The following is a 24,454-nucleotide window of genomic DNA, read 5'->3' as shown; positions in this document are numbered from 1 at the left end:
GGCAAGAGCCGGGTCGCTGCACACATCCGGGCCCCGCAGGGCCCGTCCGGTCATGCGCCCGTCGCGCCGGGTGGCATCAGCTCATCGGCTGGGCGATATCGGCAATGCGGTAGCCGGCGCTCTGCACGGTGTGCAGCAGCGGACGGTCGAACGGCTTGTCGATGATCTTGCGCAGGTTGTACAGATGGCTGCGCAGGGTGTCCGAATCGGGCAGGCCATTGCCCCAGATCTCGCGTTCGATTTCCTGGCGGGTCACCACACGGGGCGATTCACGCATCAGGATGGTCAGCAGGCGCAGACCGATCGGCGACAGCTGCAGCTCGGTGCCGGCGCGGGTGGCGCGCATGCTGACCGGGTCCAGCACCAGGTCGGCGACCTTGAGCACTTCCGAACCGACCTGGCGGCGCTCGCGGCGGATCAGCGCACGCAGGCGCGCTTCCAGTTCCTGGATGGCGAACGGCTTGGTCAGGTAATCGTCGGCGCCGAACCCCAGACCGGTGAGCTTGTCATCGAGCGTGTCACGCGCGGTCAGCATCAGCACCGGGGTCGATTTGCGCGCATCGTTGCGCAGCCGGCGGCAGACTTCGATGCCGTCCAGACGCGGCAGCATCAAGTCCAGCACGACCACGTCGTAGCTGTTCTCCGCCGCCAGCCGATAGCCGTCCAGCCCGTCCTGGGCGTAATCGACCTCGAACCCGCGGCCTTCCAGATACTCACCGATCATCTCGGAGATATTGCGGTTGTCCTCGACCACCAGCACCAGGCCGGAGGTCTCCTTTGTCTGACGCATGGGATTCCCTCTTTCTTCAGCTTTGTGAAACATGCCGCATCGGCGGTGGACGTGGTGTGAAGCCGCTCACACACCGAGCGCAATGGCGGTCAAAGCAGGGGTTTGAGCAGCGGCCATACGTTGTCGAGCACCTTCGGCTGCGCAGCGGCCGTGGGATGCAGGCCGTCGGCCTGCATCAGCGCCGGCTGCAGGGCCACCCCTTCGAGCAGGAACGGCAGCAGCGGCACCTGGTACTGCGTGGCCAGCCCGGTGTAGGTCTGGCGCAGCCGCTGGCGGTAGGCCGGGCCGTAGTTGGGCGGCACATCGATGCCCAGCAGCAGCACCTTCGCGCCGGCCTTGCGGCTGGCCACGATCATCTTTTCCAGGTTGCCGCGCAGCTGCGCCGGGCTGAGCCCGCGCAGGGCATCGTTGCCGCCCAGTTCGATCACCACCACCGACGGCTGATGCCTGGCCAGCAGGCCCGGCAGGCGGGTCAGTGCTCCGGCCGTGGTTTCGCCGCTGATGCTGGCGTTGACGATCGTCGGCACGGGCGTGAGCTGTTGTTTGACCCGCTGCTGAAGCAGGTTCACCCAGCCCGACGCGGCCGGGATATTGTGGGCGGCACTGAGGCTGTCGCCGACGATCAGCACCGTGGTGCGGGTGTCTGCACCTTTGGCACAGGCCAGCATCGGCGCCAGCAGCAATCCTGCCAGCAGCCAGATCATCAGGGCCGTCCGGCCCGTCCACATTGCTTGCTTCATTGGAGAATCCTCATCGACAGCCTGTCCCCCCGCAGCGCAGCCGTCGCCATCGCCGCCCACCAGGTGGGCAAGTCCGCGCGTGGCCCGGAGGGTGAAGTCCACATACTGGACAACATTGACATGACCGTCCATGAAGGCGAGAGCGTGGCCATCGTCGGCGCGTCCGGTTCGGGCAAGACCACCCTGCTCGGCCTGCTGGCCGGGCTGGACCTGCCCAGCCACGGCCGCATCACGCTGGCCGGTGCCGAACTCAACACGCTCGATGAAGAAGCCCGCGCGCAGCTGCGCGCCCGCGAGGTCGGCTTCGTGTTCCAGAGCTTCCACCTGCTGCCCGCGTTGACCGCGGAAGAGAACATCGCGCTGCCGCTGGAGCTGGCCGGGCGCGAAGACCCGGCGCGGGTGCGCGAGGTGCTCGAGCAGGTCGGGCTCAGTCATCGTGCCCGCCACTACCCGCGCCAGCTGTCCGGCGGCGAGCAGCAGCGCGTGGCGCTGGCCCGGGCGTTCGTGGCCAAGCCGCGCATCCTGTTCGCCGATGAGCCCACCGGCAGCCTGGACCAGGCCACCGGCCAGCAGATCAGCGACCTGCTGTTCGCGCTCAACGCCACCAGCGACACCACCCTGGTGCTGGTCACCCACGACCTGCGCCTGGCCCAGCGGTGCGAGCGGCTGTACCAGCTCGATGGCGGCCGGCTGGTGGACCGCATCGCCGGCCTGCCCGCATGAATGTGATCAAGCACGCCGCGCGGGCGCTGCGCCGGGAGTTCCTCGCCGGCGACCTGCTCACCGTGTTCGCCGCGCTGGTGCTCGGGGTGGCGGTAATGACCGCAGTGGGCACGCTGGTCAACCGGGTCACCCTGGCGCTGACCGGCAGCGCGGCGGAGATGCTCGGTGGCGACCTCGGCCTGAGTGCCCGCGAGGACATCCCGCTGAGCTACGCCGAGGCGGCGCGCACGCGCGGCCTGGCCAGCACGCGCCTGGTCAGCTTCCCCAGCGTGCTGTTCCATGGCGAGGCCAGCCAGATGGCCAACATCAAGGCGGTCAGCGACGGCTACCCACTGCGCGGCGAGCTGCGCGTGAGCCGTGCGCTGCACGCACCCGGCAGCGAAGTCGCCGGCACGCCACCGCCGGGCCAGGCGTATGCCGATGCCCGGCTGATGCAGGCGCTGGGGCTGAAGGTGGGCGACGCGCTGGAGTTCGGCGCAGGCACGCTCACCATCACCCGCGTGCTGCAGGCCGAGCCGGACACCTCCGGTGAATTGATGCAGCTGTCGCCGCCGCTGCTGGTCAACCGCGTCGATGTCGACCGTGCCGGCCTGCTCGGCCCGGGCAGCCGCGCGTCGTACCGGATGATGTTCGCCGGTGACAGCGCGCGCATCGCCGCGTTCCGCGACTGGCTGGCGCCACAGGCCAAGGGCTACCGCATCGTTGGCATCGCCGACACCCAGCGCGGGGTGCGCGGCGCGTTCGACCTGGCCGGGCGCTTCCTGTCGCTGGCCGCGCTGCTGGCGGTGCTGCTGGCCGGTGTGGCGACCGCACTGGCCGCCAACCGCTTCGCGATGCGCCGGATCGACCAGGTCGCCGTGCTGCGCTGCCTGGGTGCCCGCCAGCGCGACATTCTCACCGCGATGGCACTGCAACTGTTGATGCTGGCGGTGCCGGCCTGCCTGGTCGGGATCGGGCTGGGCATGGCGGCGCAGGCGGGGCTGGTGCAGGCGCTGGGCGGGTTGATTCCCAACCGCCTGCCATTGCCACAGGCGACCCCGGCGCTGACCGGGGCCGGGATCGGGCTGGTGCTGCTGCTGGGCTTCGGCCTGCCGCCGTTGCTGCGGCTGCGCAGCGTGCCGCCGATGCGGGTGCTCAACCGCAGCTTCGCCGCGCTGCCGCCAAGCTCGCTGCTGGTCTACGCCGCCGCGCTGGCGGCCACGGTGGCACTGACGGTACAGGCTACCGGCGATGTGAAGCTGGCGGCCTGGGTGCTGGGTGGGTTGGCGGCGCTGGCGGCACTGGCCGGGGCACTGGGCGCGCTGTCGCTGTGGCTGCTGCGCGGGCTGCAGCCGCGGCTGCGCGGGCGCTGGAAGCTGGGCCTGGCCGCCCTGACCCGGCGCCGTGGGCTGGCGGTGATGCAGCTGGTGGGATTGTCGCTGTCGCTGTGTGCGCTGTTGCTGCTGTCGGTGATCGGGCCGGGGCTGCTGGCGCAATGGCGCGACCGCCTGCCCAGCGATACGCCGAACTACTTCCTGATGAACATCCAGCCGGAGCAGCGCGACGCGGTGGTGGCCGCGCTGGACGGGCTGGGCGTAGCCGCGCCGGGGATCGAGCCGTTCAGCACCGGGCGTCTGCTGGCGGTCAACGGGCGTGCGCCCCAGCGGCAGCAGCGCGAAGACAACAGCAACGATGACGACGATGCCAACCGGCCGGTCAACTTCTCCTGGCGGCACGACTTCCCGCCGGCCAACACGCTGCTGAGCGGGCGCTACTGGGCGCCGGGCAGTACGGCGGCGGAAGCTTCGATCGAGCAGGGCTGGGCCGAGCGCTACGGCATGCAGCTGGGCGACAAGGTGACGCTGCAGATGGGCGAGCAGGAGCGCAGTTTCACGGTCACCAGCATCCGCAAGGCCGACTGGGACTCGTTCCGGGTCAACTTCTTCCTGCTGCTCAACGAAGGGGCGGTGGCCGATGCGCCGTACAACCTGATCACCGCCTTCCACCTGCCGCGCGCGCAGGCGCCGCAGCTGGCGGCACTGACCCGCGATTACCCGAACATTTCGCTGCTGGATATCGACAGCATCCTGCAGCGGGTGCGCGAGGTGGTGGACCGGGTGACCCAGGCGGTGCAGCTGGTGATGGGTTTCAGCCTGCTGGCGGGGCTGCTGGTGCTGTTGGCGGCGTTGCAAGCCACGGCCGGTGAGCGCCGTTACGACAGCGCGGTGCTGCGCACGCTGGGGGCCACCCGGACGCAGCTGCGCGGGGCGGTGCTGGTGGAGTTCGGGGCGCTGGGATTGTTGTCGGCGCTGCTGGCGGTGGGCACGGCGGCGCTGCTGGGCAGCGTGGTGGCCCGGCAGGTGTTCGAGCTGACGCTGAGCCCGCCCTGGGGGCCGCTGCTGGCCGGCGGGGCCATCGGGATGGGGCTGAGCATGCTGGCCGGCTGGTGGGGCACGCGGCGGATTCTGCATACGCCGCCAGCGTTGGCGCTGCGCGAGGCCTGAGCGGGGCGGCGATGACACGGTGCAGGGGCGGGCCCGGCTATGCTGCCCGCCCCTGACCACGAGACCGCCCGGATGCCCGGCACGCCTTTCACTGCTTATCTGTACCCGGTGCTGCTGCTGTTGGGCAGCAACATCTTCATGACAGTCGCCTGGTACGGGCACCTGAAATACAAGAGCGCGCCGTTGATGACGGTGATCCTGGTGAGCTGGGGTATCGCGTTCTTCGAGTACTGCCTGCAGGTGCCGGGGAACCGGCTGGGCAGCGCGGTGTATTCGGCGCCGCAGCTCAAGGGGATGCAGGAGGTGATCACGCTGGTGGTGTTCGCGGTGTTCTCGGCGGTGTATCTGGACCAGCCGTTGAAGTGGAACCACTGGGCCGCGTTCGCGTTGATCGTGGTGGCGGCGTTGTTGATGTTCAAGGAGTGATTCGACTCTGCGTTCACTGCTGGAGCTGAAAGGCAGCGCGTCGTTCTTCAGGGCTGGAAGGGCAGCGGTTCCCCCTGTCCAGGACACGCCGTGAACCCATCCATGGGGGCTTGTTCACAACATCCATGTTGTGAACAGTCCTGGACAGGGGGAACCGCTGCCCTTCCTCGGAGAATGCGATGGGCGGTTGGGAGAGCAGCCGAGCATGGCTCGGCTCTACCTTGGATTGCGTACGTTGCGCGACGCTTCCTCGCTGTTTCCCGCCGCCACCGATGCTGCTGACGGAAGGGTGCCGGGTAGCCCAGGCCGGGATTGTTCACAACATGGATGTTGTGAACAAGCCTCCATGGATGGATTTACGGCGTGTCCCGGCCTGGGCTGCCCGGTGCCCTTCCCCACGCAGACAGGGAGACGCCGAGGCGACCAACCAGGCAACACTCCAACACCTGAAATATAAAAAAAGAAACGCCCCGGGAGGCGTTTCTTCGTATCAATTCCGCGCTCAGGTAAACAAAAGACTCAGCGTGCAGCCTCGGCCGGTGCCTTCTCGACCCACTGCTTGAACACCTTGTCGATCTCGGCGTCCTTGACCTTCTTGCCGTCCTGGATGTCCTGGGCCTGGGTGAACAGCGGAATGATCATCGCCATGCCGTCCAGCTTCGTCTTCAGGTGCACGCCCGGGGCCTGGCCCAGGAAACCGTCCCAGCGCTGGCGCACCTTGCCCCAGTAACCTGCCGTGGCAGACCAGTAATCGTAGGCCGGGGTAAAGTTGACCTCGGTCGTCTTGTTGTAATCGTTGAAACCGAACTCACGCGCGATCTCCTGCTGGCTGCCGTCGGCACCGCGCAGGATCTTGGTGTTGAACTGCTCGTGCGTCCAGCCGTTCGGCGTCAGCGTGTGACGGTTCACCACCGACAGCGCGTTGTAGTCGCTGCGACGGGTGTACTCGCGGCGCGGCAGCGGACGCCAGCTCAGATCGCTGGTCCAGGTCGCCACGCCATTGCTGTAGTCCCACTTGCCCGTACCGCAGTAGCGCGGCGCATCGCTCACCTCGTACACGCACTGCGTCCACGCACCGGCATTGACCGCTGCCGGAATCGTGCGCACCTGCCAGGTCTGCTCGGCGCTGAACTCGAAACGGTTCGCTGCCTCGTACACCCAGTCCTGCCGCCAATGCTTGGTCACGTGGCCACTCTTGGCATCCACCAGAATGTGCTGCAGCACCACCCGCTTGGGCGTGTCCTCAACCACGATCACCACCTCGTTGCCCCCGCTGCGCACCGCCGGCGCGCGCTCATAGCCGGGCTTGAGCAGCACGGTTTCGTCGAAGGCGAAGTCGACGATGTACTCGCCCTTCATCGCCACGATGCTGTCGTGGTCGCGCTGCAGGTCGGAGGGCTGGGCATGGGCGATACCGCTGCTGGCTAGCAGCAACCACGCACTGGCTGTCTGGAGTTTCATCTAAAGGTTCTCTTCAGGAGTGGCTTGCAAGGGGTCATGGCCGTCCGTGGCCGCGGTCGATCCATCGTCCATCAGTCGGTTACAGCCGGATCAGCGGCACCTCACCCGACGCTGTGGTGGCAGTGCTGCTGCGTGCGGCCGAGGCACAGCAGCAATCGTCGATCCACAGCTCGCCATCGGCGCCTTCCACGCGCGCGATCCGGCGCGCGGCGTTGGCCCCCAGCGATGACAACGAGGCCAGGCTCGCGGCCAGGCCCTGGCCGTCACCGGCATGCAGGCGCAATGCGCACATCCGCCACGGATCACCGCCCAGGCGGGTAGCCAGACGCCGCCACAACCGCTCGGCGACACCGCCATCGTTGGCCGGCTCCGGCCGTGCCGGGTACGCCGACACCAGGCGGTCCCAGGCCAGGAAGTCGCTGTCCGGCAACAGGTACAGGCGCCAGCAGCAGCGGCCGCGCGCGTCGGCGAAGCACAGGCTCTCGCGGATGCCTTCGCTGTCCATGCCCTGGCACGCGTGGGCCGATACCGCCTGCTTCCAGCCGCCCAGCTCACTGCTGTGGGGCCGGTACAGGCACAGCACCGTGCCCAGCGAGGCCAGCTGTGCCGGCGAAGGCAACGCGCCCGGACGCAGGTCGCGGGCCGCCGGTCGCACTGCGGACAGGGCGCGGCTCATGGCGCTACCAGCTCACGGCGAGGCTGGCCGAAACGTTGCGGCCGGGGTTGCTGAAGCGGTCGATCACCGCGCTGTTGGTGGCCAGCGCCGAGGTCACGGCCGAGTAGTCGATGTATTTGCGGTCGCCCAGGTTGAACACGCCCACGTTGATCTTGGCGCCCGGTGCGAATTCCCAATGCGCCATCAGGTCGAGCACGCCGTAACCGGCCGGGCTGAAGGGCGCGCTGCCCGGCGCGAGTGCCGGCGGCAGGCGGTCCTTGCGCTTGGCGAAGGTGCCCGCCAGTTCCACGCCCCAACTGTCGCGGTCGAAGGCGATGCCGACGGTGCCGCGCAGCGGGTCGATCGATTCCAGCGGCACGTCTTCGGTCTTGTTCTGGCCACGCGACCAGGCCACCGAACTGTTCAACGACCAGCCCGCCAGCGCGCTGTTGAGCTCGCCGAAGTCCACGCCGGCCTTCAACTCGGCGCCGTAGATTTCCGCGTCGGCCACATTCTGCGACTGGAACACGATCAGGCCCTGGCTGTTGATGCCCACCTGGCGCTGGGACTCGATGAAGTCCTTGTAGTCGTTGTAGTAGCCACTCAGGCTGACGTAGGCGGCCGGGCTCAGGAAGCGCACGCCCAGTTCAACGCCATCGCTGGTTTCCGGCTTGAGGTCCGGGTTGGGAATGGCGGTGTAGCCGAAGGCCACGTTGGTGAAGCCCAGGTTGACGTCGTTGTACGGCGGCGAGCGGAAGCCATGCGCGTAGCCGGCGAACAGCGACCACTGGTCGGCGAAACGCCAGACCATGCCCAGCTTCGGCGACACGCTGGTCTTGGTCAGGCTGGACACGCCCATGCCGGGATTGTCGGCGGCAAAGATCGCATCGACTTCCGGGCGCAGTTCGTAGTGGTCCACGCGCACGCCGGGCACCAGCGAGAAGCGGCCCTCGGCGAAGCGCATTTCATCCTGTGCGTACAGGCCCAGCTCGGTGGTCTTGCTGATCGGGAAATCGCGCACCGGGAAGGCATCGGGCAGGATCGTCGTGCTGACCACGCCGGTGGCCGAGACCTGGTAACCATCGCGCTTCTGTCGCGTCTCGGTCCAGGCACCGTCAAAGCCGTAGGTCAGTTCATGCTCGACCGCGCCGGTCTGCAGGCCCTTGTGGAACACCGCCTGCAGGCCATACACGCGCTGGTCGAAATTGAACTCGCGGTGGCGGCGGCTGCGGTTGCCCCGGGTCTCATCGGTGCGCTGGGTGGTTTCGCTGTCCTGGCGGTACAGCTGCCACGACAGGCTGTCGGCGAAGCCCAGGCCGACATCGTCCATTTCATGGGCGATGGACAGCCGCGCGCGGGTCTGGTGGTCGCGCGCCTTCATGCCGGTGGTGGCCGTGGCGGCCGGCGGCGCGGCGGTAGCCGGGGCGATCGAGGACAGCACGTCGGTGTCCACGCTGTCTTCGTTACCTTCCACGGTCAGCTTGAAACGCTGGGTCTCGCTGGGCGCGTACACCAGCTTGCTGAGCACGCTGCGGCCATCGCGTTCCTGCGGATTGGCGGCGGTACGGCGGCTGTCGCTGCTGCGCACCTCACCCATGCTTTCGGTCTCCTGGCCCTGGCGATGGTTGACGTTGACCATGCCGCTCCAGCGCTCGCCGCCAAAGGCAGTGGTGACGCTGCCGAGCAGGCCCTGCCACTCGCCGTCATAGCCGAACTTCAGGCCGACGTAGCTGTTCCTGCCGTCCTTGAGGTAATCCTTGGGGTCCTTGGTGACGAAGGCGACCACGCCGCCCAATGCATCGGAGCCGTACAGCGCGCTGGCCGGGCCGCGCACGATCTCGACCCGCTTGAGCGTTTCCAGATCGGTGAAGTTGCGGTTGGCGTCGGCGAAGCTGCCGATCGCGAAGGCCTTCGGCATGGCGATGCCGTCGGTCTGGATCAGCACGCGGTTGGCGTCCAGCCCGCGGATGCGGAAGCCGCCCAGGCCGAAGCGGGCCGGGCTGCCGGTCACCGACACACCCGGCTCGTAGCGCACCAGGTCCTTGATGTTCTGGACCAGGTGGTTGTCGAGCTGCTCACGGTCGATCACATCGACGGTGGCGGCGACATCGCTCAGCGCGCGCGCGGTGCGCGTGGCCGTGACCTGCACGCGATCGAACTCACGGGTGGCATCAGGGGCGGCATCGGCGGCGGCATGCGCGGCCATCGGCAGCGCCAGCCACAAGGCAACGCTCAGGGCAGTAGGACGGGTCATGGTGTTTGGCTGGAATCGGCTTGCAGCGGAAGGAGACCCCCGACCAACGCCGTTGACCGGAAGTCGCCGGCGAAACGTCGAGGGGGAGAGAGAGCGGTTCTGGGCGGCAGGCCGGGGGGAGGGGGTGGCCTGCCGGGAGCAGACGGCTACGCAGCCGGCACCGGGAGCAGTCGGCCAGCGACTGCCGCCCAGAGCTGCCGGCCAGCGGCCGGCACCCAGAGCAGCCGGCCAGCGGCCGGCACTACTTGGTCAGGATCAGCTTGTCGTTGCTGGTGTGGCGCAGGCGATAGAAGCGATCGCCGTGCTGGATCAGGATTTCGCGGCGGCCCTTGAGCAGGGCTTCGCTGTCGATCACTTCTTCGGGCGGTACGACCCGGACCGGGCGATCACGCAGGGTCAGTGTTTCGGGGCGCAGCAGTACAGCAGCTTGAGTGTTCATCATCGTCTGGACTCGTGCGAGGGACGAGTTAAATGATAATGATTCTCAGTTGACAATCAACAACCATTCTCAACTTCATTGATGAGATTAATGATTGCTTTAGAACTTTCGATTGACGTCATCAATCGCAAAGCCCCAGGTAGTGCCGAGCCATGCTCGGCACCCCACCCCAGGACAGAACCCCAAAACCGCCCCAGTTCCCCCGCTAACGCCCCACCCCGCAAGGCACAGCGTTACGCGAACGCCGCTTCAATCTGCTGCCAGCTCGCTTCGTCCACCTGGTCCAGCAGCGCCAGCGCGCCCAGGTTCTCTTCCAGCTGGCTGACCCGGCTGGCGCCGAGGATCACGCTGGAAACGTTCGGGTTGCGCAGGCACCAGGCGATGGCCAGCTGCGCCGGCGAGTGGCCCAGCTGTGCCGCCAGGGCGGTGTAGCGGCGCACCTTCTCCAGCCGCTGCTCGGCGGGATCGCCCAGCACCAGGTCCTTCAGCCAGCCCAGCTGGCCCTGGCCCAGCCGCGAGTCGGCCTCCACCCCGGCGTTGTACTTGCCGGTCAGCAGGCCCGAAGCCAGCGGCGACCAGATCGTGGTGCCCAGCCCGGCATCGGCATACAGCGGCGCGTACTCGCGCTCGACCCGCTCGCGGTGCAGCAGGTTGTACTGCGGCTGCTCCATCGAGGGCAGGTGCAGGTTCTGCGCGCGGGCGATGGTGACCGCCTGCTGGATCTGCGCGGCCGACCACTCCGAGGTGCCCCAGTACAGCACCTTGCCCTGGCGGATCAGGGTGTCCATGGCCAGCACGGTCTCGGCGATCGGGGTGTCCGGATCGGGGCGATGGCAGTAGTAAAGGTCCAGGTAGTCCACCCGCAGCCGCTTGAGCGCGGCGTGGCAGGCATCGGTCACATGCTTGCGCGACAGCCCGTGCTGGGTCGGGCGCGGGTCGTCCACGGCACCGAAGAACACCTTGCTGGACACGCAGAAGCCATCGCGGGGCAGGCGCAGGTCGGCGATCACATCGCCCATCACCTGCTCGGCGCGGCCGCGCGCATAGCCCTCGGCGTTGTCGAAGAAGTTGATCCCGTGGTCCCAGGCGCTGGCCACCAGGTTGCGCGATTCATCGCGGCCGATCTGGTCACCGAAGGTCACCCAGGCCCCGAAGGAAAGGGCCGAGAGCTTCAGGCCGGTGTTGCCAAGACGCCGATACTGCATGCGGTTCTCCTGCTGCAGGCCCGCATTCGGGCCGGAATGATTCCCATTAGTCTAGCTCCGGATCGGCGCCAAACCCTTGTCGATGCTGGCCGGATCGCGGCCGATCGGAACGCGGACGCTGCTTTTCCTTGCCCCGCCCCTGCCGCTGCTCTAGGCTTCCCGTTTTTCGCGGTGCCCCAAGGGAAGTCTCATGGTCGAAGGTTTGGGCAGGATTGGCTTCGGCCTGTTCGGGTTGGCAGTGCTGATCGGCATCGCCTGGTTGTTCTCGAACAACAAGCGCGCCGTGGACTGGCGACTGGTGGTTACCGGTATCGCGTTGCAGATCGCCTTTGCGGCGGTGGTGCTGCTGGTGCCCGGTGGCCGGGATGTGTTCGACGCGCTGGGCAAGGGCTTCGTCAGGATCCTGAGCTTCGTCAACGAGGGCTCCAAGTTCATCTTCGGCAGCCTGATGAACACCGAGCAGTTCGGCTTCATCTTCGCCTTCCAGGTGTTGCCCACCATCATCTTCTTCTCGGCGCTGATGGGGGTCATGTACCACCTCAACGTCATGCAGACGATCGTGCGCGGCATGGCCTGGGCGATCACCAAGATCATGCGTGTGTCCGGTGCGGAAACCACCAGCGTCTGCGCCAGCGTCTTCATCGGCCAGACCGAGGCGCCGCTGACGGTGCGCCCGTACATCGCCAAGATGACCCAGTCCGAACTGATCACCATGATGATCGGCGGCATGGCGCACATCGCTGGCGGCGTGCTGGCAGCCTATGTGGGCATGCTCGGCGGCAACGACCCGGTGCAGCAGGCCTTCTACGCCAAGCATCTGCTGGCGGCCAGCATCATGGCGGCCCCGGCGACCCTGGTGGTGGCCAAGCTGCTGGTGCCCGAAACCGGTACCCCGCTCACCCGTGGCACGGTCAAGATGGAAGTGGAGAAGACCTCCAGCAACATCATCGACGCGGCCGCGGCCGGCGCCGGCGACGGCCTCAAGCTGGCGCTGAACATCGGTGCGATGCTGCTGGCCTTCATCGCCCTGATCGCGCTGCTCAACGCACCGCTGACCTGGCTGGGCGAGATCACCGGTCTGCAGGCCATCATCGGCCGTCCGACCGACCTGTCCACCATCTTCGGCTACCTGCTGGCCCCGATCGCCTGGGTGATCGGCACCCCGTGGGCCGATGCCACCACGGTGGGCTCGCTGATCGGCCAGAAGGTCGTGATCAATGAGTTCGTGGCGTACTCCAAACTGTCGGAGATCGTCAACGGCCAGGTGCCGGGCATGAGCCTGTCGGCCGAAGGCCGCCTGATTGCCACTTACGCGCTGTGCGGTTTCGCCAATTTCAGCTCGATCGCCATCCAGATCGGTGGTATTGGTGGGCTTGCCCCGGAGCGTCGCCACGATCTGGCCAAGTTCGGCCTGCGTGCGGTGCTGGGCGGTACCATCGCTACCTTCATGACGGCGACCATCGCCGGCGTGCTGACGCATTTCAGCTGATATCCGTTCTTTGAGAAACAGTCTTTATGAGTAGCAGTGTCGTCGTAGTCGGTTCCTTCAACGTGGATCATGTCTGGCGTTGCGAGTCGCTCCCGGCCCCGGGTGCGACCATTGCCGGGCGTTACAGCACCGGCCCCGGCGGCAAGGGTTTCAACCAGGCCGTGGCGGCGCGGCGTGCCGGCGCGGACACCACGTTCCTGTGCGCGCTGGGCGATGACGCCGGCGGCGCGATGGCGCGTGGCCTGGCCGACCAGGACCGCTTCACCCTGACCGCCGAAGCCAGCAGCGAGCCCACCGGCACCGGCGGCATCTACGTCGACGCCCGCGGCCGCAACACCATCGTGATCGGCCCGGGCGCCAACGCGGCGTTGAGCGTGGACTTCGTCCAGGCCCAGCGCGGCCTGCTCGGTGGCGCCAAGGTGGTGCTGGCCCAGCTCGAATCGCCGGTGGAAACCATCGAGGCGGCGCTGGCCATCGCCCGTGAGGCCGGTGTAGTCACCGTGCTCAACGCGGCGCCGGCCGACGCGCCCTCCAGCATCGGCCTGCTCAAGCTGGCCGATGTGCTGACCCCGAACGAGACCGAGTTCGCCGCCCTGCTCGGCCGCCATGTCGGCGAGCGCGTGGATGCCAACGACGTCGCCGCGCTCGACGGTGCCAGCCTGCATGCGCTGTGCCGCAAGCTGACCGGCAACGGCACCGTGGTGGTGACGCTGGGTTCGGTTGGGGTGTTCGTCTCGCATGCGGAAGAGAACCTGCGTGGCGACACGCAGCCTTACTACCGCGTGGGCGCCGAACAGGTGCAGGTGCTCGACACCACCGGTGCCGGCGATGCCTTCAACGGTGCGCTGTGCGCTTCGATCGCGCAGGACCCGGAAGCGGCCTTCGCCCGTCACGTGCGTTTCGCCAACCAGTTCGCCGGCCGTTCCACCGAGAAGGAAGGCGCCGCCGTGGCGATGCCGCACTTCACCCCGGCCGACGCCGAAAACAAGTAAGCGTCACCGCCGTGGATACCGAGGCCAGCGCCAGCGCTGGCCTTTTTTTTGGGCTCTTTGAAAGCGCTCGGCTTTGCCGTCGCGTGCCGAAGCCGAGCCCGCTGGGTGGCTGGCAGGCGACTGGGCAAAATAAAGGAGGAGGTGACGGCCAGCGGCCGGCGCCGGGGGACATTTGCCAAGGCGCCTGCCGGCCACCCAGCGGGCCCCAACGCTCGCCTCACCCCCGGAACGAAGAAAGCGGAACGCGTCGCGTGATCCACAACGCCAGCGCACCCAGCAGCAGCCCGGCGATCACGTCCAGCAGATCGTGCTGCCAGGTGGTTACCGTCGACAGCAGGATCAGGCCACAGGCGCCGTGCCACAGCCAGCGCAACGCGGTCGCCTCCTGCAACGCCTTGCGCCAGGCCTGCCATACCAGCACCAGGACGGCGGCATGCAGCGACGGCGCCATGTTGAACGGCGCCTCGAACGCCCGCAGCTGTGCGAACAGCAGCCCGGTCGGGCCATCCGGCTGCGGCAACACACGGATGTTGCCGGTCGGCCAGCACACGAAGATGAGGATGCAGACGGCCTGTACCAGGGCGATGGCCAGCGCATGGCGGCGCAAGGCCGACCGGGTCGGGCAGAGGAAGAAGGTCAACGGGTAAAGCAGGTTCAGCGCCAGGTAGGGCCAGATCGTCCACGCCCAGAACGGGATCGCATCGTCCCAGCGCCCATGCAGGCTGTAGGTCGTGGCCTGGCTGGCGGCCCACTGGTTGCTCCAGCTGTAGCCATGGATGAACATCACTCCGAGCAGCAGCATCCACAGCATCGCCTCGCGCCAAGGCGGCTGGGGGACAGGAGCGTTGGAAACCGACGGCATGGGCACGAGCGCACCCTAGCAGAACGTGGTGAGCCTGTTTGTCGCTATCCTTGGGCCTTCGCCGATACACGGACTGTACGCAGTGGCAGCAGCAGGCAGTCAGCAACACGCAGGCACACACGCCGACGAACCGCGTTGGACGCGCAATCCGGCCTGGGCCGTGTTCGCGCAGACCCATGCACAGCGCCAGCTGCTGCTGGTGTCCGGTGGCGCCGACGAACTGTATGTGGTCGATGAGGCCGATACGCCGGCGGTCATCGATCGGATCCTCGGCCACTGGCAGAACGACACCCTGGCGCTGTTGCAGGAGGATGCCGACTGCGGCCCGGCGGTCCGCCAGATGATCCGCCTCGGTGTGCTGGCGCCGCTGCAGGCAGTGCGCAAGGTGCGCCGCTATGCACTCGAGTGGCTCGGCGAACCGCTGCCCGGATTGGCCGATGCCTTCGACCAGCATGCCAGCGCGGATCTGCAGCGTGTCGATGCCTCCGCCGAGGCCGAGCTGCTGGTCCTGGTCCGGCATGGGCTCGGCTGGGAACAGGCCCTGACCCGCTACCGTGCACAGATGCCGGCGCAACCGCATCTGCTGCTCGACCTCAGCTATCACCACACGCTCGCGCTGGGGCCCTATGTGGTGCCCGGCCAGAGCGCCTGCGTGTATTGCCTGGGCAACCGGGTATTGCGCCGCTGGGGCGACGCGGCGGTGCCGGCGATGCCGGCGGTCGCCGCGCAGCCGGCACGGATCGCGGCGCTGGTCGCGCCGTTGCTGGATCAGCCACACCTGTTGCTGGGCTATCTCGAACGCAGCGTCTGGCTCGACCTGCATCGCCTGCACGGCGAACGCGACAGGGTGCTGCGGCTGCCGTGGTGCCCCGCCTGCCAGAGCGGCGAGGCGGTGCTGCCGGCACCGCTGTCCTTGCCCTGGGACGCCGGGCGGCCGTGATAATGTGGCCCACGCGCCGGGCGCTTCCGCATCGGTCAATGGAGTGACGGTATGTATCGCCTGCCTACCCAGTTCGATGCCAGTGCCTCGCGCCAGGATCTTGCCGCGGCAGGCGGTGGCTCGACGTCGACCACGTGCAGTTCCTGCATCGTCACCCTGCTGGGCACCTCGGTGCTGTCGGCGGTGGTGTTCGGCGGGCTGGAACCCGTCGCGCCCGTAGCCGCCAGCAGCGACGCACACGCCACCGCCGATACCGGCGATACCGACCGCCAGCCTGCGTTGCCGCAGGAACCGTCCATCACGGCGCATCCGGAGCTTCCGCAGACACCCACCCCGGTCGTGCCGGTGGCTGGGCTGGGCCGCACGGGTCGGGTGCTGCTGGGGCTGTTCGCCTTGCCGCTGGCCGCGGTCGGCGGTGGCATTTTCATGGGCATCTCCAACCCGATATTCGGCCTGTTCGTCGCCGTCGGGGTGTATGTCGGCATCTGCGCCCTCGTCTACGAGCGCTCGGGGCGTTCGCTCGGGCGCGGCATCGGCATCGGCATCGTCCTGCTGCTGGGCCTGTTCGTGGTCGGTGCCGTCGAGATGATGCTCTGGCTGGGCCTGATGAAATGAGCCGCTCCGCCGTGCACGCGGCGGAGCCTGAAGTGCCCACGCTGTCTTCGCACCTGCTGCATGGCGCGGCGCGTGCGCGCTGCGGCCTGGTGCGCCCGGCACAGCCGATTGAAGCCAGCCCCTGCGATGCGACCGGGCCCTTGTTCGAGGGACGGCAGGTGCACAATGCCGCCACCCCGGCCGACCCGGCCAATCCCTGGCAGGGCGTTTCAGGCGCGGTCGCACTGGATGCCGATGCGGCCGCCGATGGCGCGGTCGCCGAGGCACTGGAGCGGCTGGCGGCGGCGCAGTCGGGGTTCGAGGTGCGTCGCCGTGATGCACTGACGCCCGAACAACGTCTGGATGAATCGGCATTCGCCCTGTTCTCGGCAGGCCAACGTGCAACGCCGGGCTTCCCGTGGCCGATGCCCGAACGCGACGACGATCTGTTCGCCGCGGTGCATGCGCTGGATGACAACCGGGTGGCCTGGGTGCCGCAGGAACTGGTTGGACTGGGGCCGCGCAGCGGCCAGGCGCGCTTGCCGTCCACGTCCAGTGGCCTCGCCGCCTGGCGGGATGGCCGCGATGGCGCGTGGCTGGCGCTGCTGCGCGCGGCCCAGGAACTGCTGGAGCGCGATGCGCTGGCGGTGACATGGCTCAATGGCGTGGCCGGCCGGAGCATCGCGCTGCCAGCGCACTGGCACGCCCATGCAAGCGAGCGCGGTGGCGAACTGCAGGCCTTCGACCTGACCCAGCACTGGAACCCGCACCCGGTGATCGCGGTCGCTGGCGGCATCCCGTTTGAAGGCCGCCAGCGCTACGTGCTCGGCATCGCCTGCCGCGCCGATCCGGGCGAGGCGCTGCACAAGGCGCTGCTGGAATGGCAGCAGGCGCTGACCTTTGCCGCGCATCTGTGTGGCCGCCAAAGCGCCCGGCTTCCCCGCGAAGCCGCCGCGCTGCGCAGCTTCGACGAACATGCCGCGTTCTACACCCTGCGCCCGGAACTGTGGCCGCACCTGCCGCTGCTGCGGGCTGCCGGCGACAGCCCGTTGCAGCTGCCGTCGCCGGGCACCGCGCTCCGCCCGGCGGCAGCGCGCGCAGTGGCCGAGCTGGATCTGCTGCGGCGCCACCTGGGCAGTGCCGGCATCGCGCTGTACTACCGCGAGTTGACCACCGCCGATGTGGCTGCGGCCGGACTGCGGGTGATGCGGGTGCTGTCGCCGCAGCTCAGCGGCCTGCATGCCGACGAGCGTGCGCCGTTCCTCGGCGGCCGCTGCCGGGACGTGGCCTGGCGGTATCCCGGCGTGCCGCACAGCGGCGCGTTTCCCAATCCCTTCCCGCATCCCTTGGGTTGATGCACGAGGACCGCATGCCGTCACCGCCTTCCCCCTGGCAAGATGCCCCGCTGTTCCATCTGTTCTGGCACAACGGCGAGCTCAACCCTGCACGCGCCGAGGTCATGCGCATGCGCATCGCCGAAGATGCGGCACGCGCCTGGTCGCCGCCGCGGCCGTTGCATGCGGCGGCCGGTATCGCCCTGCCGGACCCGGTACAACCCGGCGACCCGCTGTCACAGCGCCACAGTGGCCGCCGTTTCGGTGACACCCGTTGGGGCGCGCAGGAACTGGGGCGCGTACTGGCCCCGCTGCGCGCCCGACCGGGCGACAGTGACACGCGGCGGCTGCCCTCCGGCGGGGCGAAGTATCCGATCCAGGCCTATGCCGCGCTGTACGGCAACGACGATGCGATCGGCGCAGCGGCGGGCATCCATTGGTACGACCCGCTCAACCATGCGCTGGTGCCGCTGGCACCCTGCCCGCCGTGGTCGGCGCTGTCCACCCTGCTCGGCGTGGCGTGGCCGGAACGGCCGGCGGCCGTGCTGTTCCTGATCGCCGAGCCGGCCGGCACACTGGCCAAGTACGGTGAGCGCGGTGGCCGCTTCGTGTTGATCGAGGCCGGGGTCTGGCTGGGGGCGTTGGGGCAGGAAGTGGCCGCGATGAACGCCGCCGGCTGCGCGATCGGTTCATTCGAGGATGCCGCCGTGCTGGCCCTGCTCGGGCTCGACCCACAGCGGCATCTGGCCGTGCTGGCCTATGCCTGTGGTCCGGCGCCCTGACGACCGTCGGCGTCGCGGAGAAGGTTCCCGTACCTGGCCGAGGATTGCCAGCGGATGGCCGCTGCCTGTAGTGCCCCGATGCTGCCGTCACTCGACAATGAGCTCCCCCGCTCACGGACGACGCACGACATGACCGACACCCCGTTCTGGATGCTGCTGGCGGCTGCCGGCACCGCGCTTGCCGTGCTGCTGCACATCGGCTGCATCGCCTTCGGCGCCCCGTGGTATGAATTCTTCGGGGCCGGCCAACGCATGGTGCGACTGGCCCGTGCCGGGCGTATCGAACCGGCCTTGATCACGGCCGCGATCACCATCGTGCTGGGCATCTGGACGCTGTACGCCTTGTCGGCGGCTGGCTGGGTGCGCCCGCTGCCCGGCACCCGCTGGGTGTTGCTGGGGATCATCGGCGTCCTCGGCGGCCGGGGCCTGGCCGGGCTGATCATCGGTCGGGTCCGCCCGGGCTACAACGGTGCGCGCTTCTGGTATGCCAGTTCACTGACCTGCCTGGCACTGGCCGCGCTGTACATCGCCGGCACCCTGACCCGGTAGTGCCGGCCAGCGGCCGGCACTACAATGCGCGCATGCAGATTGGCCCCTACAACATCCAGCCCAACGTGGTGCTGGCGCCGATGGCCGGTGTCACCGACAAGCCCTTCCGCCTGCTGTGCAAACGGCTGGGTGCGGGCTTGGCGGCCTCGGAGATGACCATCTCCGACCCGCGCTTCTGGAACACCCGCAAATCGCTCCACCGCATGGACCATGCCGGCGAGCCGGACCCGATCAGCGTGCAGATCGCCGGCACCGAGCCGCAGCAGCTGGCCGAGGCGGCGCGCTACAACGTCGACCACGGCGCGCAGATCATCGACATCAACATGGGCTGCCCGGCCAAGAAGGTCTGTAATGCCTGGGCGGGCTCTGCCTTGATGCGCGATGAAGATCTGGTCGCGCGCATCCTCACTGCCGTGGTCAACGCGGTCGATGTACCGGTCACCCTGAAGATCCGTACCGGCTGGGACTGCGACCATCGCAACGGCCCGCGCATCGCGCATATCGCCGAAGACAGCGGGATCGCCGCGCTGGCCGTGCATGGCCGCACCCGCGACCAGCACTACACCGGCCTGGCCGAGTACGAGACCATCGCGGCGATCAAGGCCGCGCTGCGTATCCCGGTGATCGCCAACGGCGATATCGATTCGCCGCAGAAGGCCGCGCAGGTGCTGGCCAGCACCGGAGTGGATGCGGTGATGATCGGGCGCGCCGCGCAGGGCCGCCCGTGGATCTTCCGCGAAGTGGCCCACTACCTGGCCACCGGCGAACGGCTGGCACCGCCGACACTGGCCGAGGTGCGCGACCTCCTGCTCGGCCACCTGCATGCGCTGCACGACTTCTACGGCGAACCGCAGGGCGTGCGCATCGCGCGCAAGCACCTGGGCTGGTACGCCAAGGACCGCCCCGAGAACGCCGCGTTCCGTGCGGTGGTGAACCGCGCCGACGATGCCGCCAGCCAGGTCGCGCTGACCACCGATTACTTCGATGCCCTCGCCGCCGGCGAGCCGTTGTCCTCCGCGGCCTGAGCACGCCGCGTCTTCGAGCCCGCCGCCATGACCTCGCCGATCACCGCCCCTACCTACCTGCACGGCTTTTCCGATAGCGAGCAGCATCGTCTGGTCATCCAGGCCCGGCTGCTGGAGTCGAGCATCTTCAGCAGCATCGACTACAGCGGCGCCCGGCGCCTGCTCGAAGTAGGCAGCGGCGTGGGTGCGCAGACCGAGATCCTGCTGCGCCGCTTCCCCGAACTGCACGTCACCGGGGTGGACCTGAGCGAGGCGCAACTGGCCACCGCGCGCGGCAACCTGGAAAAGACCCCGTGGTGCACCGAGCGCTACACGCTGCTGCAGGCCGATGCCGGCAACCTGCCCTTCGACGCGCGCGAGTTCGATTCGGCGTTCCTGTGCTGGGTGCTCGAACACGTACCCTCGCCTGCGCGCGTGCTCAACGAGGTGCGCCGGGTGCTGGCACCGGGCTCGCCGGTCTACATCACCGAGGTGATGAATGCCTCGTTCCTGCTCGACCCGTACTCGCCGCACATCTGGCGCTACTGGATGGCCTTCAACGATTTCCAGTACGACCACGGCGGCGACCCGTTCGTGGGTGCCAAGCTGGGCAATCTGTTGTTGGCCGGTGGCTTCCGCGATGTGCACACCGAGATCAAGACCATCCACCTGGACAACCGCGAACCGGCGCGGCGCAAGACCATGATCGCGTTCTGGGAACAGCTGCTGCTGTCGGCGGCCGACCCGCTGCTGGAGGCCGGCCTGGTCGACCAGGACACCGTGGACGGCATGCGTCGCGAGTTCAGCCTGGTCCAGAACGATCCGAACGCGGTGTTCTTCTTCTCGTTCGTGCAGGCGCGCGCCACGGTGTATTGAGACCCCCGTGTATTACAGCGCCGGGGCTGCCGTGGCTGCGGCGGTCGGCGCTTTCCAGATCCGTTCCCACATCGCGGCGAAACGCCGCTTGACCATCGCCCTGCCCTGCTCGCCTTCATAGGTCGGACGCAGCTGCTCGGGCGTGATCGCCGTCCACCGCTCACCTTCAGCGCGGGCCACCGCGAAGCTGAAGGTGTAGTCCGGCTCCAGCCCCATGCGCAGGTCGCTCAGCACCAGGCGATCGTCGCGCACCTGGGCGCGCATGAAGCCACGGTTGAACCACTGCAGCCGCTGTACCGCCGGAATTCCCGCCGCCTCGGCCTGACGCAGCGCCTGCACGTTGGACAGATGCCCCTCGAAGATCATCGGCCCGGTATCGGCCACCAGCGAACGTTCGCCGATCACATAGCCGCTGGGCGTCATCGCCACCACCTGCCACAACAACGTGTTGAACGGCATCGGCACCGAGAAGCGCGGCGCATCGCCCAGCCCCATGGCGGCCAGCGCGGTCTGCGCATCACGGTCGACCTGGTGCTTGGCGATCTGCGACCAGCCCAGATACCCGCAGCTGAGCACCAACCCGGCCACCAGGGCATGCTGTGCCAGCGGGCGCGCGCGCGCGAACCAGGCCACCACGCAGGCCAGCAGCAGCCACACGGTATACAGCGGGTCGATGATGAAGACGCTGGACCACATCGCCGGTGACGGCGTGAACGGCCACCACAGCTGGGTGCCGTAGACGGTGAAGGCATCCAGCAGCGGATGGGTGATCAAGGCCAGCTGCATCGCCCAGAACCAGCGCCCCGGCGCCTGCGCCACGCGGCCGTGGCCGAAGCGTTTGAACAGCCACCAGATCAGCGCCGCCACCCAGGGCAGCACCAGCAAGGAGTGGCTGTAGCTGCGGTGCTCGGTCATCAGCGCGACCGGGTCGGCACTGGTGAATGCCAGCAGCAGTGCGTCCAGGTCCGGCAGGGTGCCCAGCGCGGCACCGGCGAGCAGGGCCGCACGGCGGTGGCCGGCGGGAGCGATGGCGGCGGCAACGGCGCCACCCAATACGATCTGGGTAAAAGAGTCCATCGGCCGATGCTACCAGCGCGGCCACGCGCGGTGATGCCCGTTGTCGCAGTTCAGGCCGCCGCGGCCAGCACCATCGGGCGGGGCAGCTGCACCAGGGTGTGCCCGGCATGATCGAGCAGGCGCAGGCTGCCATCGTGATCCTCGGCCAGTGCGGTCAGGCTCTCCACCCAATCGCCATCGTTGGCGTAGACCAAGCCGTCGCGCTGGACCAGCGCGGCACGGTGGATGTGCCCGCAGACGATGCCATCCAGGCCGCGCCGGCGCACATCGTCCAGCCCCGCCTGCACGAAGCGCTCGATGTAGCGCTCGGCCGCGCTGCTGCGCTTCTTAAGGAATTCGGACAGCGACCAGTAGCGCATGCCCAGCCGCCGCCGCACCGCGTTGAACAGGTGGTTGCCGGTGAGGATGCGGTAGTACAGCCAGTCGCCGAACTTCTCCTGCAGGCCGCCGAAGTGGGTCACGCCGTCGTAGTCATCGCCGTGGGCAACCAGCAGCCGGCGCCCGTCGGCGGTGACGTGGATGGCACGGCGACGCACCTGCATCGCCGGCAGCATCAGCCCGCAGATCTGGCGCAGCGAGGCATCGTGGTTGCCGGGAATGTAGATGATTTCGGTCCCGGCGCGGCGCAGCGCGTGCAGGGCCTGGATCACCGCGCTGTGTGCGGTGTCCCAGGTGGCGCGGCGATGCGACATCCACCACAGGTCGATGATGTCGCCCACCAGATACAACCGCTCGCAGCGCAGCTGGGTGAGGAAGCGCGCCAGTTCGGTGGCATGGCAGTGGCGCGACCCCAGGTGGACATCAGAGAGAAACACGGCGCGCCGATGGGGCAGCAGCGTCGCCGGCGCGCTCACGCCGGCGTCCCCACATCGCGCAGATAGCGTCTGCGCTTGTTGGGGCGGATCGCCCGCAGATCGACCTCGATCAGGCCATCGATGGAATCGCTGAAATCCGGATCGACCCCGAACGCGAGGAAGCGCGCGCCGCCGGGTTCACACAGGTCGGTGTACTGGCGGTACAGGGTGGGCACGCCGGTGCCGAGCGTGGCCAGGTTGGCCTTGAGCACATCGAATGCCGCCGCCGCATCCAGCACGCCGAAACTGGGCGGCGCCGCAAAGTACTGGAATGGCCGGTTGGATTCGGCCAGCCCGGCGGCGGCGCCGTAGTAGCGCTGGTAGTAGGCCACCAGCTGCTCGCGCGCCGGCCGCGGCAACGCGGCGCTGATCGACACCGCGCCGAACAGGTAGCGGATGCCGGGCCGGCAGTGCAGGTAGGCGCCGATGCCCTGCCACAGATAATCCAGGCTGCGGCTGCCCCAGTAGTCAGGCACCACGAAGCTGCGCCCCAGCTCCAGGCCTTCGGCAATGCGGGTGATGGCGTCGTCGGAATAGCGGAACAGCGACGCGCTGTAGAGCCCGGCCAGGCCGCGCCGGGCCAGGGCGTGCGCACCGCGCATGATCCGGTAGGCACCGGCGATGCGCTCGGCGGCACCGTCCCAGATCACGATGTGCTCGTACTGCGGATCGAAATCGTCCAGGTCGCGGCTGCGCCCGGTGCCCTCGCCGACCTGGCGGAAGGTCAACTCGCGCAGGCGCCCCAGTTCCAGCAGCAGCGGCGAGTCGGGCAGGCAGCGCGCCAGCAGGATCTGCTTGCCGTCGGCGGTCTGCCCGAGCTGGGTGGCCGTGGCGATCTCGGCGGCGACCTGCGACGGCGGCACCGGCGCGGCCAGCGGCTCCGGGCCGCCGCCGGCAGGCGCGAGGGCCGCAGCGTTGCGGCCCAGCGCATACAGCGCCCGGCGCACCGCCACCAGTTCGGCCGCCGGATCGCCCTGCCCCAGCTGCATCGGCTCGCCGATGCGCAGCCGCAACGGCCGACCACGACGGGCGAACATCTCGCGCGCCAGCAGGGCGGTGCCGGCCGGCTTGAACAGCGTCGAGGCCCCATAGAACAACGCCGAATTGCGCGCCTCCACCCGCACCGGCAGGACCGGCGCACCGGCCGCACGGGCAAAGCGGACGAAGCCGCGCTGCCAGCGACCGTCGCGGATGCCACGCAGCGACAGCCGCGACACCTCGCCCGCCGGGAACACGATCACGCACTGCTCGGCCGCCAGGGCGTGCTCCACCGCATGCAGGCTGGCGCGCTGCGCCTTGCCACCGAGGATGCGCACCGGCAGCAGCAGGTCCTGCAGCGGCCCGATCGCCCCGAGCAGGTCGTTGGCCACGATCCGCACGTCGCGGCGCACGCGGCCGACGGCGTCGAGCAGGGCCAGCGCGTCGTGTGCGCCGGAAGGATGGTTGGCCACGATCAGCAGCCGCCCGGTGGCCGGGATCCGCGCCAGCGCCGTCGGGTCTACCTGGTACTGGCTGTCGATGAACTCCAGCCCGGCGGTGACGAAGGCGAAGCCGCGCAGATCCGCCTTGCGCTGCAGGAAGTCCTCGATCCGGTCCAGCCGTGACCAGCGCCCGACGCTGCGCAGCAGGGGCCGGGCGAGCTGGCCGCGACGACCGTGGAACCAGTCGGGGTAACGTTGCGCAAGGCGCTGTTCGAGTTCCTGCATGGCGTGCTCACTCATGCCCGGCGGCCCGGATTGGCCGAGAGCGTGCGCGCGGCAGACGGCAGCACGATGGCGGTTTGGCTTCAGGGAGATGACGGCGAGGGCGTGAAGCTCCGCGGACGCAGGCCCGCCGGTTGTCACGCTGGTGGAACACTGGGCCCCGACGCTGGGCCACAATGCCCGCCTGACGCGCCCCGGCACGGGCACATCGGCTTAACCACC

The 24,454-nt window shown here is 68.5% G+C and carries 23 protein-coding genes; 12 read left to right on the top strand and 11 right to left on the bottom strand.

Annotated features, from left to right (window positions below; translation table 11 throughout):
- Positions 1-76 precede the first annotated feature (76 nt).
- Positions 77-790, bottom strand: a complete 714-nt coding sequence (locus tag AC3IPM_RS03535) for a response regulator transcription factor (protein ID WP_019182442.1) — start codon at positions 788-790, stop codon at positions 77-79.
- Between the two features lie 89 nt (positions 791-879).
- Positions 880-1,530 (bottom strand): arylesterase, encoded by a 651-nt coding sequence (locus AC3IPM_RS03530; RefSeq protein WP_489302567.1) that lies wholly within the window; start codon positions 1,528-1,530, stop codon positions 880-882.
- Between the two features lie 120 nt (positions 1,531-1,650).
- Between AC3IPM_RS03530 and AC3IPM_RS03525 the strand changes: the two genes are divergently transcribed.
- From AC3IPM_RS03525 to AC3IPM_RS03515, 3 genes are all read left to right on the top strand, one after another.
- Complete coding sequence (locus tag AC3IPM_RS03525) at positions 1,651-2,253, top strand: ABC transporter ATP-binding protein (RefSeq protein WP_489302566.1); 603 nt, start codon at positions 1,651-1,653, stop codon at positions 2,251-2,253.
- Positions 2,250-4,736: an ABC transporter permease gene (locus tag AC3IPM_RS03520; protein WP_489302564.1), complete on the top strand. Its 2,487-nt coding sequence runs from the start codon at positions 2,250-2,252 to the stop codon at positions 4,734-4,736. The genes AC3IPM_RS03525 and AC3IPM_RS03520 overlap by 4 nt, the downstream gene beginning before the upstream one ends.
- Positions 4,737-4,808: 72 nt before the next feature.
- Entirely contained in the window at positions 4,809-5,162 is a 354-nt protein-coding gene (locus AC3IPM_RS03515; protein WP_489302563.1) for a DMT family protein, read from the top strand.
- 519 nt (positions 5,163-5,681) lie between these two features.
- On the opposite strand, the gene AC3IPM_RS03510 is transcribed toward AC3IPM_RS03515, so the two are convergent.
- The 5 genes from AC3IPM_RS03510 to AC3IPM_RS03490 all read right to left on the bottom strand — a co-directional run bounded on the left by AC3IPM_RS03510 (position 5,682) and on the right by AC3IPM_RS03490 (position 11,176).
- Entirely contained in the window at positions 5,682-6,623 is a 942-nt protein-coding gene (locus AC3IPM_RS03510) for a DUF6607 family protein (RefSeq protein WP_489302562.1), read from the bottom strand.
- A 79-nt stretch (positions 6,624-6,702) separates the two neighbouring features.
- On the bottom strand, positions 6,703-7,299 hold the full coding sequence (locus AC3IPM_RS03505) for a Hemin transport protein (protein WP_489302561.1): 597 nt from the start codon (positions 7,297-7,299) through the stop codon (positions 6,703-6,705).
- 4 nt (positions 7,300-7,303) lie between these two features.
- Positions 7,304-9,532, bottom strand: coding sequence for a TonB-dependent hemoglobin/transferrin/lactoferrin family receptor (locus AC3IPM_RS03500; RefSeq protein ID WP_489302560.1), 2,229 nt, complete (start codon positions 9,530-9,532; stop codon positions 7,304-7,306).
- 241 nt (positions 9,533-9,773) lie between these two features.
- Positions 9,774-9,974 carry a hemin uptake protein HemP gene (hemP, locus tag AC3IPM_RS03495; protein WP_017357220.1) on the bottom strand — a complete coding sequence of 67 codons (201 nt, stop codon included), beginning with the start codon at positions 9,972-9,974 and terminating at the stop codon, positions 9,774-9,776.
- A 230-nt stretch (positions 9,975-10,204) separates the two neighbouring features.
- Complete coding sequence (locus AC3IPM_RS03490; protein ID WP_489302559.1) at positions 10,205-11,176, bottom strand: potassium channel beta subunit family protein; 972 nt, start codon at positions 11,174-11,176, stop codon at positions 10,205-10,207.
- 190 nt (positions 11,177-11,366) lie between these two features.
- On the opposite strand from AC3IPM_RS03490, the gene AC3IPM_RS03485 reads away from it, so the two are divergent.
- Positions 11,367-12,665, top strand: a complete 1,299-nt coding sequence (locus AC3IPM_RS03485; RefSeq protein WP_489302558.1) for a NupC/NupG family nucleoside CNT transporter — start codon at positions 11,367-11,369, stop codon at positions 12,663-12,665.
- Positions 12,666-12,691: 26 nt separating this feature from the next.
- The gene (locus AC3IPM_RS03480) at positions 12,692-13,657 is read left to right on the top strand and encodes a ribokinase (RefSeq protein WP_489302557.1); all 966 of its coding nucleotides are present in this window, start codon (positions 12,692-12,694) and stop codon (positions 13,655-13,657) included.
- 217 nt (positions 13,658-13,874) lie between these two features.
- Here AC3IPM_RS03480 and AC3IPM_RS03475 read toward each other — a convergent pair whose 3' ends face one another.
- Positions 13,875-14,468, bottom strand: a complete 594-nt coding sequence (locus AC3IPM_RS03475; protein ID WP_489302555.1) for a phosphatase PAP2 family protein — start codon at positions 14,466-14,468, stop codon at positions 13,875-13,877.
- Between the two features lie 211 nt (positions 14,469-14,679).
- Here AC3IPM_RS03475 and AC3IPM_RS03470 point away from each other — a divergent pair, with 211 nt between their 5' ends.
- The 7 genes from AC3IPM_RS03470 to AC3IPM_RS03440 all read left to right on the top strand — a co-directional run bounded on the left by AC3IPM_RS03470 (position 14,680) and on the right by AC3IPM_RS03440 (position 20,598).
- On the top strand, positions 14,680-15,459 hold the full coding sequence (locus AC3IPM_RS03470; protein WP_489302554.1) for a hypothetical protein: 780 nt from the start codon (positions 14,680-14,682) through the stop codon (positions 15,457-15,459).
- A 51-nt stretch (positions 15,460-15,510) separates the two neighbouring features.
- Complete coding sequence (locus AC3IPM_RS03465; protein WP_489302553.1) at positions 15,511-16,074, top strand: hypothetical protein; 564 nt, start codon at positions 15,511-15,513, stop codon at positions 16,072-16,074.
- A complete protein-coding gene (locus tag AC3IPM_RS03460) occupies positions 16,071-17,408 on the top strand; it encodes a YcaO-like family protein (RefSeq protein ID WP_489302551.1) in 1,338 nt (445 codons plus the stop codon). The genes AC3IPM_RS03465 and AC3IPM_RS03460 overlap by 4 nt, the downstream gene beginning before the upstream one ends.
- Positions 17,409-17,422: 14 nt before the next feature.
- Entirely contained in the window at positions 17,423-18,169 is a 747-nt protein-coding gene (locus tag AC3IPM_RS03455; protein WP_489302550.1) for a SagB/ThcOx family dehydrogenase, read from the top strand.
- Between the two features lie 129 nt (positions 18,170-18,298).
- Entirely contained in the window at positions 18,299-18,718 is a 420-nt protein-coding gene (locus tag AC3IPM_RS03450; protein WP_489302549.1) for a hypothetical protein, read from the top strand.
- Between the two features lie 32 nt (positions 18,719-18,750).
- Entirely contained in the window at positions 18,751-19,743 is a 993-nt protein-coding gene (dusB, locus tag AC3IPM_RS03445; RefSeq protein WP_489302548.1) for a tRNA dihydrouridine synthase DusB, read from the top strand.
- Positions 19,744-19,770: 27 nt separating this feature from the next.
- A complete protein-coding gene (locus tag AC3IPM_RS03440) occupies positions 19,771-20,598 on the top strand; it encodes a methyltransferase domain-containing protein (RefSeq protein WP_489302547.1) in 828 nt (275 codons plus the stop codon).
- Positions 20,599-20,610: 12 nt separating this feature from the next.
- On the opposite strand, the gene AC3IPM_RS03435 is transcribed toward AC3IPM_RS03440, so the two are convergent.
- Genes AC3IPM_RS03435 through olsF form a run of 3 tightly spaced genes read right to left on the bottom strand, consistent with a single transcriptional unit; the run spans position 20,611 to position 24,235 of the window.
- Positions 20,611-21,675 carry a metal-dependent hydrolase gene (locus tag AC3IPM_RS03435; protein WP_489302546.1) on the bottom strand — a complete coding sequence of 355 codons (1,065 nt, stop codon included), beginning with the start codon at positions 21,673-21,675 and terminating at the stop codon, positions 20,611-20,613.
- Between the two features lie 50 nt (positions 21,676-21,725).
- Positions 21,726-22,529: a UDP-2,3-diacylglucosamine diphosphatase gene (locus tag AC3IPM_RS03430; RefSeq protein WP_489302545.1), complete on the bottom strand. Its 804-nt coding sequence runs from the start codon at positions 22,527-22,529 to the stop codon at positions 21,726-21,728.
- Positions 22,526-24,235 carry a bifunctional ornithine lipid synthase OlsF gene (olsF, locus tag AC3IPM_RS03425; RefSeq protein WP_489304005.1) on the bottom strand — a complete coding sequence of 570 codons (1,710 nt, stop codon included), beginning with the start codon at positions 24,233-24,235 and terminating at the stop codon, positions 22,526-22,528. The genes AC3IPM_RS03430 and olsF overlap by 4 nt, the downstream gene beginning before the upstream one ends.
- Positions 24,236-24,454: the final 219 nt, after the last annotated feature.

Source organism: Stenotrophomonas sp. GL_111 (assembly GCF_057835245.1).
Note: the sequence above shows the minus strand (reverse complement) of the source record. Positions and strands in the feature narration are given on the sequence as shown.